Consider the following 12,556-nt stretch of genomic DNA (forward strand, 5'->3'; position numbering starts at 1 on the left):
GCGTTAACGCTGATTCCACATTGTAGCATACAGGCTTTTCTTTTGTATCAGGTATTGATGTGAACCCCTCTCTATTAGTTTACCCTCTTGTAATACCAATATTTCGTCACAGAACCTAAGTGTTGTTAACCTATGTGCTACAAGAATGATTGTTATACCCTTTCGACGATGGTATTGCAAACATTCCTGCACTACCGATTCACTGATGGTATCTAATGAAGCCGTGGCTTCATCTAATAATAATATAGATGGTTGACGGTACAACGCACGCACAATACCAATTTTCTGTTTTTGTCCGCCAGATAAGTTTGTTCCCTGCTCTTGTAATACGGTATGATACCCATCCGGTAAGCTGCGAATGAAATGATCTAATCCTACTTGCTGACAAAGTTTTATTACGCTATCCATATCAACAGCTGTATTCAAACAGATATTTTCAAGAATAGTACCTGAGAGTATATCCGTCTCTTGTGGGACTATGGCGATTTTCTGTCTTAATTCGTTAAGACTTACATCATTGATATCCGTGTCACCAATGCGTATTTGTCCACTTTGTAATGGATATAAACGTAATAATAAATGTAACAAAGTAGATTTTCCTGACCCACTTTCACCAGCTATCCCAATACAAGCAGCCGAGTTGATCTGAAAAGACAAATCAGTAAAGACTATTTGCCTGCTACCATATCTAAAACTGACTTTATCAAATACAATGGCACCTGCTGTAAAAGAGCATTGATAACGACCGATCAGAGTAGCTTTTTCAGTTTCTAATTCCATGATCTCAAAAAGACGATCTGATGCTATCATGGCTTCCTGAAAGCTTTTGGTACTTCCTATTAATACCAAAACAGGACCGGTAAAATACCCGATAATACTATAAAAAGACAGCAAAGTACCGGGTGTAAGTGTTCGCTCAATCACTAATATTGAGCCTATCCACAAAATGAAGAGAGTAAAAAGTTTTGTCGAAAATTCTGCTATAGAGGAAACTGCAATATTCCTGGTACCGGTAGCATACAGGGTACGCAATAAACCGACAAGCTGCATCTCATTTTTTTCCATCATTACATATTCCAGTCCAAAACGTTTGATAGTAGCTGATGCTTGTAAAGTACCTACTAGTTCTGTTTCCATGGCAGCACTTCTTTCCATCAATTTTCTTTGCCAATACTTGTTGATTTTATTGCTCAGAAAATAGAGTGCCAAATAAAGCGGTAATAATACGAGCATCCATAAAGCCAACTTACTGCTATAAAAAAACATCAATAAAAAAGAACAGAGCAGGATCAAACTATTCACTACTACCTGCATGATTGTATCACTGATAAAATTCCTGATCATAACAGCATCATTAATTCGACTCAATACTTCACCCGTTCGCATAGTATCAAAGAAAACCTGTGGGAGTTGTAAGAGGTGACGCAGATAATGGGTAATGAGTGCTGCATCCATTCTTTGCCCCACCTGCAATCCAAGTACCGCCTTAAACGTACCTGTATATTGTTGAACACACAACAATAAAATCATCATCATACTGATCAGATTCAAAAATCCCAGATCTCCATCCACAAATATGGTATCCACTAGTTTCTGAATATAGATACTGACTGAAAGACCCAAAATAGTATATACCAAGGCCCCCATAAACCCTTGTAACAATAAGGATCGATTGGAGTATAGTAAATGAAATAGCCTTTGTCTTGTACTGATGATGGCCGTAGAACCGGATACTGTTATTGAAGGTTCCAGTAAAAGAAGTACACCGGTCCAAATTTTGGCAAAAGCATCCGGATTTGTCTTCACTAGTGTACCCGTTCCCGGATCCATATACACGAGCTGATGTTTGTTGATTCGATAGAGTACTACAAAATGTTGCAACCCATTTTCCAATAATACATGTGCAATAGAAGGAAGTGGAATCTGACGAATCACTTCAGAATTTGCACGTACCGCCTTTGCTTGAAAACCCATTTTCTGCGCAGCCTCTACCATACCTAACATACTGGTACCTCGTTTATCTGTTCCGGCAATTTGTCTGATTTTACTAACCGAAAAACGATACCCATAACTACCGGCAATGGATACCAAACAGGCGGCTCCACAATCGGTAACATCTCGTTGCTTCACACAAACCATCTTCCTCTTCATGCGGCGGATTGACTAAGTGTGGCAGGATTGAACCAATCGTATAATTGCTGATAAAGCAGTTGCCAACAACTTTTTCTAGCTAAAAGGAATCTTGTCTCCAATAAAAGTCCACGACCTAATGCATACGAAAACCCATTTTGTAACTGAACCCTTGTTTGGTTCAAACTACATTTAACCCTAAACATGGGCTTATTATTAACAAGCGTATAATCCTCTGCTATGAAAATAATTTTTCCCTGTAATGGCGTAGACATCTGATTGCGGATTTCGGGAATTGAATAGGTAATGCTTTGTCCATGATAAATGGTTACTCTATTTGAAGGAGATATCCAACATTCAACAATCAGATCTTGTGCGGGAGAAATAGATAAAAGTTCTCCGGAAGGAATAACAGCAGTGCCTACATACAAGGGTTCTTGCATCAATACGGTACCCGTTATGGGGGCTTTAACGATATAAGACTGTGCGTTCGATAGCAGATGACTATTTTCCGTTTTGTATTCCACTAACAATTTTTGTTGCTCAATCAATTCATGTTGCCATTGGCTGATTTGTTTACTAATCTGTAACTGAAAAACCGCCGATGCTTGTAGTAACTGAAACCTAATATCAGAAAACTCATTAGGTGCTATAACCTTCTCCCGAAGTAACGGATCATACAGTAGTATATCTTTCTGTAATTTTTTACTAAGTATATCTTTCTCTTGTAATTGATCATAAAAATGGAGGAATTGAGAACGATAAACTGCCGTTTGCAAACGGTTAGGGATGGTTGTGTCTTTCCACACATCCAGTTGAGTAAGCACTAGTAGATCATTTATCAGTTTTTTACAGTTGTTTATTTTTTGTGCGATATATTCTTTTTGTGCTCTATAATTCAATTGCTGAAACAAGATGAGGGTATCGCCTTTTTTAACCACACTTCCATCTTTACAATGAACAGACTGAATCGTAGCGCTGATCAAGCTTCGAACAACAGTTCGCTCCTGAAAGGGTCGGATGATTCCTTCAGTACGGGTGATGACGTTGACATAACAAAAAGGAAGCATGGCAAGTCCGATCAATATGATCAGGATCAGTGATATATAAAAGAGTCTGGCATGGGCTGAAAATCCTGCGAGATAGAATTGGATGCTCCTATTGGCTTCCAGTAATCGCTCCTTTTCCTTATCCATCAATAAAATAATTGAAGATTAACGCAGTCAAGTTATGAAGCATGTGCACCATCGATGTCCATAAAAAGCCATTCCATTTTCGAATCATACAAACAAAATAAACTGACGTATATACAGTTCCGGTAATCAATGTTTTCAACATATAAGGAACTGAATAATGATGTAGAACTGAAAACACAACAATACTTATTAAGATACCCGGCCAATATTTTTTTGTCCACTTATACCCATATTCCATGATTGTATATTGAACCAGCCAAGTTTCGAGAAATGGCGCCACAATTATTGAAGCAATAAAATATATATTATCCGGTAGTTGATTCGGGTTAGCATCTTGCTCCGGGAATAATACGTACCCAAATAAGACCGAAACAAAAAAATTAATAAAATACGCCCCAATGACCAACTTAAAAATTGTGAGCCTTTCGATGAGCTTTGATAGACGATTACTAATTGACATACTAAAATAAGTTTTGAGAATGTATTGTAATGAATGACCTCACTTGAAACATGAGGTCATTCTCATATCGATTATTTTTTCAAACTTGGTGGTAATGAAGCCTGATACTCCCCTGCAGTTTTTGTAAACTCATAAAAGCTTCGAAACGTTACACCAACTTTGTAGAATAAATCTCCCCAAAAGCCACCACCCTCAATTGTTTTCAACTCTTTTGAAGACAGTGACTGACATTCAAATGAATGCCTACTAGATTGATTTTTGGTTTTCATGACCATTTGTTTTAAAGGTTTAATAATCATTTATTATCAGCGAAATGCCACCCTCTACTGAACTCGCTTTTGATCTCGTCCCAGCTTTTTATGGCATCCATAATAAGACCACTCCATCCAAACCTTTTCATCCATGATGGAATTGTTCCTCCTTCTATACTGATCAGCTCCTGATCTGATAGGGGCTCCAGTTTTAATGTTTGATGATTCATACAAACAGTTTTAGTTTTTAATGTCGCTTCTTCTGTACCAGCGCGGGATACAAGGCATACCGACAATACTCCCATTCATGGCCTATGAATCTGATGCTAAACTAATATTGTTCAATACGAGCCCTACGGAGTATGAAAAAAACTTTACCGCGCAATAAAGCCAATTACAAAATCTCCCTCCTCTTCATAGTAATAAGTCTGCTTAAATTTATTGTACCGAATGGGTGCTCCCATCGTTCTCATCATTGAGAGATACGTGAATAGAGTTGTGAGCGAACAATCAAGTTTTACAGCCATTTCAGCAGGCTTGCCTGTGTTCTTTTTCACAATCAGCTGATTGATATTCTTGATTTGGTCAATAGCGATTCGAGTGGACATAGTATCATATTTAGAATGCCAAAATAGACCGCTTTCTCTTTCACAAAAACCGCAAAAACACCTGATTTTTATGATAAAACTTCGTCGTAGAATTACCTATATTTTTATCCTGTAACTTTACTTATGACGATGAAACATCGCTTGTATACTTGTAGAACTTTACTGCTAATAGCGATATCGCTGATGGGCTATTTACTCATGAGTCATAACATCTGTGCACAAGTACCTCCGATTGGACAATGGCGTGAACACTTGAACTATCAGCAAACCATTCAGGTAGTGAAAGGATCACAGTTGTATTGCGCTACAACCAAAGCTTTGTTTTCCATTGATGATAAGAATGAACTCACCCGTTATTCCAAAGTAACGGGACTCAATGATATAGGCATACGCTGTATAGGATGGGATGCCGGTACCAATCAATTAGTGGTTGCGTATAACAACAGCAATCTCGATCTACTCAAAGGCAGTATTGTTCATAATATTCGTGATATTGCCAATAGCGCCATTGCCGGCGATAAATCGATCCAACAGATTTTTTGTAATAATGGTCTGGCTTATTTGGCTAGCGGACTTGGTATCATTGTTACTGATCTCAATCGAAGAGAAATCAAGGATACTTGGATCATTGGTAATAATGGTAACCAAGTAAAAGTGAACGGATTTACCTTACACAATAATTTTTTTTACGCAGCTACGGAAGAGGGACTTAAAACAGCGAGCACTACTGTCAACAATCCCGCTAATTTCAGCAACTGGACTTTGGTAAGTGGTACCCATCAACTTCCGACAGGCAGTATTAAAAATGTAATCGTTGCCAATAACAATGTGATTGTTCAAAAAGGAGATTCTTTGTTCATTCAAAACGGAAGCAACTGGCAGCTCTTATACCATGATAGCAACTGGCTCATTGTTTCGATCACTGCTGCCGATAATCAGTTAACTGTTTGTCAACGTACAAACACCGGGGCTGCACGGGTTTTGTTATTAAATACCAATGGAACCATCACTAGAACCATCGGTGCTAGTGGTATCATCTCATTGCCATTATCTGCTATTGTAGACAACGCACAAATCTGGGTGGCCGATCGCTTTGGTGGTCTATCAAGAACCGATAATACCACAGATCGATTCATTCCCAACGGACCTCCCGGTGTTGCTGTTGGTGAATTAGCTTCTAATGGTAATATAACAGTTGCTACAGCCGGTAGTGTGAATGATGCCTGGAACTATTTGTTTAATAGAGATGGGTTTTATGTATTGAAAGACAATGCATGGAGTTCCAGAGGTTTTTTCAATACGCCGATACTGGATTCTGTTTTAGATTTTATCACAGTAGCCATTGATCCACGTGATCAAGCGATTTGGGCAGGTAGTTATGGAGGTGGATTGGTTCGTTTTGCCAATGATCAATTCAATATTTTTAAACAATTCAATAGTAGCTTAAGAGCTGCTATTGGCGATCCGGGCAGTACACGTGTGAGTGGATTGACTTTTGATAGTAAAGAACAACTATGGGTAGCCAATTATGGGGCACCACAAAATCTAAGCGTACGCAAGCGAGATAATAACTGGAGGTCTTTCTCCATTCCTTTTACTCACAGCGAAAATGCCATCGCCCAACTGATTACAGATGACCTTGATCAGATTTGGGCGATCAGTCCGAAAGGCAATGGCTTGTTTTGTTTCAATCCCGGAACCGATATTGATAATCTGGCTGATGACAGATGGAAGTATTACAGACAAGGAAGCGGCAATGGTAACCTACCTTCTTCTAATGTATTCAGCATTGTGAAAGACAGAGATGGCGCTGTATGGGTAGGAACAGACAGAGGTATTGGCATCATTCGTTGTCCGGAATTAGCATTTTCCGCTGCAGGATGTGAAGCCATTCAACCCATTGTACAACAAGATCGTTTTGCAGGATTATTATTCCGCGATGAAGTGGTTCAATGCATGGCAGTGGATGGCGCTAACCGAAAATGGGTGGGTACTCGAAATGGTTTATGGCTGCTTTCTTCCAACGGAGAAAAAATAGTGTATCGATTTACGGCAGAGAACAGTCCGCTATTCAGTAACGATGTTCGAAAATTAACCATCGATCCTGTTACCGGTGAACTGTTTATAGCTACTTCTGAAGGACTTTGTAGTTTTAGAAGTACAGCAACTACACCTGCTGAAACACAAAATAAAGTATTGGTATTTCCCAATCCGGTTCCTCCCGGTTTCAATGGCACGGTTGCTATTAGAGGGTTAGTAGATAAGGCGTTGGTAAAAATTACAGAACTGAATGGAAGACTGGTTTATCAAACCCGCTCCTTAGGCGGACAAGCCGTTTGGGATGGAAGAAATTATCTGGGTACCAAAGTAGCCAGTGGTGTGTATCTGGTACTGGTAAGAGATGATTCTGGAGAAGAACGTATCGCAACTAAGATTGTGATGACAGCAAACAGATAAAAGAGTATTACTGCTTCACATAATCATAAGTACGCGCAACTTGAAATTTGAACCCGCCCTTTTCGCCCGGGACAATACGATACATCACCTGACGCATTTTCCCGGTGGGTTGAGCACCTAAACTATCAGTTGTAAAAAGAGGAAATCTTCTGGTAACTACACCCTCCATCACTCTAAATTCATCAAACCCACGATAACCTTCTCTGATTTTGGGGTCATCTACAATATCTGGAAAACCAATGGGAACAACACTATTATTGGCTTCAGAGCTGATGCAAATAAGATTCCCCTTGTTCAGCGTATCTCCATGATAGATATACAATAGTAAATCAGGGAAATTATCTCGGTTTACATCATCTACTTCTGCACGTAAAATGCGGCCTTTGATTTCAAAACTGAAATCGCGCACTTCATTACTGAACCCTATAGGTGAAATATTAATAGAATTTTTTTCAGGATTACGATTGGTACAGGTTACTCTATATCCCGCTTTACCAATTTTCATGGAACTATCATAACGTCTGGCAGGAACTTGCGCTGTTGCACTGATATGCATGCAAAATAAACAACAGAACACAAGAAATAGTGAATACTTCATACCGGTAAATTTATAGTAGATTTTACAGAAATCAACATGCTTCTTACATATTCCTTCTGTATTGTCCACCCACTTCATACAATGCATGTGTGATCTGTCCCAATGAACAATATTTCACGGTATCCATCAATGCTTCAAACAGATTACCATTTTGAATGGCTATTTGTTTCAATTGCGCTAACGCTGCTACCGACTTCCCTTCATTTCTTTTCCAGAAAGCATGCAGGTTTTGGATCTGTTGTTCTTTTTCCTCCGTAGTAGAACGAATGACTTCTCCAGGCAATACTGTTGGACTTCCTTTTTTATTCAGGAAGGTATTGACGCCAATTAATGGCAGTTCACCTGTATGTTTCAATGTTTCGTAGTGAAGACTTTCTTCCTGGATCTTATTGCGCTGATACATTCTTTCCATCGCACCCAATACACCGCCACGCTCACTGATTCTTTCAAACTCTATTAATACTGCTTCTTCCACCAGATCCGTCAATTCTTCAATTGCAAAACTTCCTTGTATGAAATTCTCTGTTTTTGCACTTCCTAATTCACGGTTAATGATAAGCTGAATGGCCATGGCTCTTCTTACACTCTCTTCTGTAGGTGTAGTAATGGCTTCATCATAAGCATTGGTATGAAGACTATTACAGTTATCATAGATCGCATACAATGCTTGTAGTGTAGTTCTGATATCATTGAAGTCGATCTCCTGTGCATGCAAACTTCTTCCACTTGTTTGGATATGGTACTTCAATTTTTGTGAACGATCATTGCCCTTGTATTTATTCTTCATGGCTTTGGCCCAAATACGTCTGGCTACACGACCAATCACACTGTATTCAGGATCCATACCATTGCTGAAGAAAAATGATAAGTTCGGCGCAAAATCATCAATATGCATTCCGCGACTTAGGTAATACTCTACATAAGTAAATCCATTCGCTAATGTGAATGCCAATTGTGTTATGGGATTAGCACCTGCTTCTGCAATATGATAACCACTGATACTGACACTGTAGAAATTTCTTACTTTCTGATCAATGAAATACGCCTGTACATCACCCATCAATTTCAATGCAAACTCCGTAGAAAAAATACAGGTATTTTGTGCCTGATCTTCTTTCAAAATATCTGCCTGCACGGTTCCGCGCACTTGCGACAATGCTTCTGCTTTAATTTTTGCATACACATCTGCCGGTAATACTTCATCGCCACTTAATCCTAGCAAACGAAGACCCAAACCATTATTTCCTTCCGGTAAACGTTCCGGTGAAGATGGGTTATAGTAAACCGGCTTGGTAACCTGTTTGTATTTTTCAGCAAAGACTTTATCTACTTGTGCCCACAGACCGTTCTCTTCAATGTATTTCTCACACAACTGATCAATGGCTGCATTCATAAAAAATGCCAATAAGATCGGGGCCGGACCATTGATGGTCATACTTACCGATGTTTTGGGATCACATAGATCAAAACCACTGTATAATTTTTTGGCATCATCCACGGTTGCAATACTCACACCACTGTTACCGATCTTACCATAAATATCCGGGCGTACAGCCGGATCTTCACCATATAAAGTCACACTATCAAATGCGGTTGATAAACGAATAGCCGGCTGTCCGAGTGATACATAATGAAAACGCTTGTTCGTTCTTTCCGGACCACCTTCTCCTGCAAACATGCGCGTAGGATCTTCACCTTGTCTTTTCAATTCAAATACACCTGCTGTATATGGAAATGTTCCGGGCACATTTTCCTGTAACTGCCAACGCAAAATATCGCCCCAGTCTTTGTATTTGGGTAATACTACTTTAGGTATCCTTGTATTACTCAATGAAGTTGTGGTCAATGGCTGACGAATGATCTTATCCCTCACTTTGTATTCAAAGAAATCAGCGGCATACTGTTGTACCAATGCCGGCCATTGCTCAATCAGTTGCTGACATTCAGGATGTAGTTTTTTCTCGAAAGATTTTTTTACTTCCTGTAATCCGGCTGCCACTTCTCCGCTCACTGCTTCCAGTGCACCTTGAATTTGGTATAATTTACTGGCAATCGTCACCTGTTCATTCACCCACTGATCATAGCCACGATTATTCTCTGCAATCTCAGCCAAATAACGAACACGCTTTGGTGGAATGATCTGAGATTTGGTAGTAGTTTCTTTTGTATGCCCTTCTTTCGAAAAATCACCAAATGAGGTTTTTATTTTTTGCTCAATGGTCAGCATCAACTTTTCAAACAACTCATTCACGCCTGCATCATTGAATTGTGCAGCGATGGTTCCAACAACCGGAAGATCTTCATCTTTGGCTGTCCATAAATTGTGATTCCGCTTGTATTGTTTACGCACATCATGTAAAGCATCCAATGCACCGGCCTTATCAAATTTGTTGATACATACTACATCAGCGTAATCCAACATATTGATCTTCTCTAATTGAGAAGCTGCACCATACTCAGGTGTCATCACATACAAACTCACATCACAAAAATCAAGAATCGATGCATCACTTTGTCCCACACCTGCTGATTCCAGAATGATAAAATCAAAGCCTGCATTTTTACAGATATCAATCGCATCTTGTACATGCGCACTCAAAGCAGTGTTATCATCACGTGTAGCCAAACTGCGCATATACGCTCTGGGGTGTGAGATGGCATTCATGCGAATTCTATCTCCCAATAAAGCTCCACCCGTTTTTTTCTTAGAAGGATCAACCGATATCACGGCAATTGTTTTGTCTTCAAACAACTGCAGATATCTTCTTACAATTTCATCGGTTACAGAACTTTTTCCTGCACCACCCGTTCCTGTGATACCTAATACCGGTGCTCCTATATTTGATTGTTCTTTGTTTACTTCAACACCATTTTCTGCATTGGTAATCTTACGGGCAATGGTTCTGATATCTTTTACTTCACCCAGTGTCATTGGCTTCTGATAGACCCCTGTTCCATTCAAATTAAAATCACACTGACGAATCACATCTTCAATCATGCCTTCCAATCCCATTTTCCTACCATCATCCGGACTATAAATTCTCGTGATACCATAATTGTGCAATTCACGGATTTCTTCGGGAAGAATGGTTCCACCGCCACCACCAAATATTTTGATATGACCACAGCCATTTTGCTCCAACAAATCACGCATGTATTTAAAGAACTCTACATGTCCACCCTGATAACTGGTAATGGCAATACCTTGTGCATCTTCTTCAATGGCACACTCTACTATTTCAGCAACACTTCTGTTATGCCCGAGATGAATGATCTCCGCCCCTTTTGACTGAAGAATGCGACGCATGATATTGATGGCAGCATCATGTCCGTCAAATAAACTGGCAGCGGTAACAATTCTGATTTTATGCTGGGGTTGATACGACATATCCTTACTTTTCACTGAGGTGCAAATTTAGCAGTTTTATGCCGAATGGTTAACAATCGTTAGTTTTTTGAGGGGTATGTTTACATAAATTCCCATATGTCATTTTCCATTCAAACAACAGGAGAAGGAAGTCGTCTGACCATCCGTTTATCAGATACGACGACAGGTACCGTTACCGAAATTTTTGCTTTCGGTGGCTTATTAAATGCTTTTGTGGTACAAACAGCACAGGGAGCTTTGAATGTGATTGATGGATTCACCGATCCCGACCATGCCATGGCTCATATTACCGATGGATTTAAGAGTGCGAAAATGAGTCCCTTCGCTTGCAGACTTCTAAACGGTCGCTATCATTTTGATGACCAGTCATATACCATGGATAGTTTTTATTTGGGCAATCATGCCTTACATGGTATCCTCTATGATGCGGTATATACCATCAAGGATTGGGTTGCCGATGAAAAGGCAGCCAGTGTTGAACTAGAACATCAATACAAAGGACATTTTTCAGGATATCCTTTTAAGTATACCCTTTCTGTAAAGTGGGAGCTTACATCTGCCAATAGTTTAACAGTTACTACCACTGCAATGAACCATAGCGAGAAAGCCATTCCCTTTAGCGATGGATGGCATCCTTATTTTACTACCGGTGAATCTGTGGATGCATGTGAACTGAAATTTAATACCAGCCGAAAATTGGTGTTTGATCCTGAATTGATTCCCACAGGTGAAGAAGAAACAGATGATCGTTTTATAGCAGGTCATTCTTTACAAGATATTTTCCTAGATAACTCATTTATACTCCCAACAACAGAAGAAGGATATTGTGAGCTAAAAAATAAACAGGTAAGAATAGTGATCCAACCATTGATCAACTATCCTTACCTGCAAGTATATACACCCCCGCATCGGAAAAGTGTAGCCATTGAAAATCTCAGTGCTGCTCCGAATGCTTTTAATAATGGATTGGGGTTATTGCATTTGTTACCCAATGAACCTGTTTCTTTTGCAACTAGTTATCGGGTAGACGTATTATAGATCCACTACGGCAATCATACTGATCTCCACATTTACACCGCGTGGCAATTGTTTTACTGCCACTGTTTCGCGTGCTGGAAAATCACCTTTGAAATAAGAACCATACACTTCATTCACCTGTGCAAAATGTGCCATATCACTCAGGAAAATACTGGTCTTTACCACATGCTCAAAAGTGATATGCGCTTCTTCCATCACTGCTGCCAGGTTTTTCATCACCTGATGGGTTTCTGTTTGCAGATCACCGATTCGCAACTCACCGGATGCAGGATCAAAGGCAACCTGACCACTCAAAAACACCATACCATTGGCTTTTACTGCCTGACTGTAAGGGCCGATTGGCGATGGCGCCTTATCGGTTTTAATGATTTGTTTGGACATAATAACTTCTTTAGTGATTGGCAATTTGCTGCATTTCTATCAACCTGCC

General features: G+C 39.7%; 11 protein-coding genes. 2 read left to right on the top strand and 9 right to left on the bottom strand.

Features of this window, described 5'->3' with window-relative positions:
• Positions 1-3 precede the first annotated feature (3 nt).
• From ACTIEV_RS00695 to ACTIEV_RS00720, 6 genes are all read right to left on the bottom strand, one after another.
• The gene (locus ACTIEV_RS00695; RefSeq protein ID WP_322196595.1) at positions 4-2,151 is read right to left on the bottom strand and encodes a peptidase domain-containing ABC transporter; all 2,148 of its coding nucleotides are present in this window, start codon (positions 2,149-2,151) and stop codon (positions 4-6) included.
• Positions 2,148-3,326 (bottom strand): HlyD family efflux transporter periplasmic adaptor subunit, encoded by a 1,179-nt coding sequence (locus ACTIEV_RS00700; protein WP_322196596.1) that lies wholly within the window; start codon positions 3,324-3,326, stop codon positions 2,148-2,150. Before ACTIEV_RS00700 ends, ACTIEV_RS00695 begins: the two co-directional genes overlap by 4 nt.
• Positions 3,319-3,786 carry a CPBP family glutamic-type intramembrane protease gene (locus ACTIEV_RS00705; protein ID WP_322196597.1) on the bottom strand — a complete coding sequence of 156 codons (468 nt, stop codon included), beginning with the start codon at positions 3,784-3,786 and terminating at the stop codon, positions 3,319-3,321. Before ACTIEV_RS00705 ends, ACTIEV_RS00700 begins: the two co-directional genes overlap by 8 nt.
• A gap of 71 nt (positions 3,787-3,857) precedes the next feature.
• Positions 3,858-4,055: a hypothetical protein gene (locus ACTIEV_RS00710; protein WP_322196598.1), complete on the bottom strand. Its 198-nt coding sequence runs from the start codon at positions 4,053-4,055 to the stop codon at positions 3,858-3,860.
• A 26-nt stretch (positions 4,056-4,081) separates the two neighbouring features.
• The gene (locus tag ACTIEV_RS00715) at positions 4,082-4,267 is read right to left on the bottom strand and encodes a hypothetical protein (RefSeq protein ID WP_322196599.1); all 186 of its coding nucleotides are present in this window, start codon (positions 4,265-4,267) and stop codon (positions 4,082-4,084) included.
• A gap of 144 nt (positions 4,268-4,411) precedes the next feature.
• Positions 4,412-4,645 carry a hypothetical protein gene (locus ACTIEV_RS00720; protein ID WP_322196600.1) on the bottom strand — a complete coding sequence of 78 codons (234 nt, stop codon included), beginning with the start codon at positions 4,643-4,645 and terminating at the stop codon, positions 4,412-4,414.
• 129 nt (positions 4,646-4,774) lie between these two features.
• Here ACTIEV_RS00720 and porZ point away from each other — a divergent pair, with 129 nt between their 5' ends.
• Positions 4,775-7,102 (top strand): type IX secretion system anionic LPS delivery protein PorZ, encoded by a 2,328-nt coding sequence (porZ, locus tag ACTIEV_RS00725; protein ID WP_322196601.1) that lies wholly within the window; start codon positions 4,775-4,777, stop codon positions 7,100-7,102.
• Between the two features lie 7 nt (positions 7,103-7,109).
• On the opposite strand, the gene ACTIEV_RS00730 is transcribed toward porZ, so the two are convergent.
• A complete protein-coding gene (locus tag ACTIEV_RS00730) occupies positions 7,110-7,700 on the bottom strand; it encodes a hypothetical protein (protein ID WP_322196602.1) in 591 nt (196 codons plus the stop codon).
• Between the two features lie 43 nt (positions 7,701-7,743).
• Positions 7,744-11,088 (bottom strand): methylmalonyl-CoA mutase family protein, encoded by a 3,345-nt coding sequence (locus ACTIEV_RS00735; RefSeq protein WP_322196603.1) that lies wholly within the window; start codon positions 11,086-11,088, stop codon positions 7,744-7,746.
• 96 nt (positions 11,089-11,184) lie between these two features.
• On the opposite strand from ACTIEV_RS00735, the gene ACTIEV_RS00740 reads away from it, so the two are divergent.
• The gene (locus ACTIEV_RS00740) at positions 11,185-12,126 is read left to right on the top strand and encodes an aldose 1-epimerase (RefSeq protein WP_322196604.1); all 942 of its coding nucleotides are present in this window, start codon (positions 11,185-11,187) and stop codon (positions 12,124-12,126) included.
• Here ACTIEV_RS00740 and ACTIEV_RS00745 read toward each other — a convergent pair.
• Positions 12,121-12,507, bottom strand: coding sequence for a RidA family protein (locus tag ACTIEV_RS00745; RefSeq protein WP_322196605.1), 387 nt, complete (start codon positions 12,505-12,507; stop codon positions 12,121-12,123). The genes ACTIEV_RS00740 and ACTIEV_RS00745 overlap by 6 nt on opposite strands.
• Between the last annotated feature and the right edge of the window lie 49 nt (positions 12,508-12,556).

The organism is Sediminibacterium sp. (genome assembly GCF_051861365.1).
GTDB lineage: Bacteria > Bacteroidota > Bacteroidia > Chitinophagales > Chitinophagaceae > Sediminibacterium.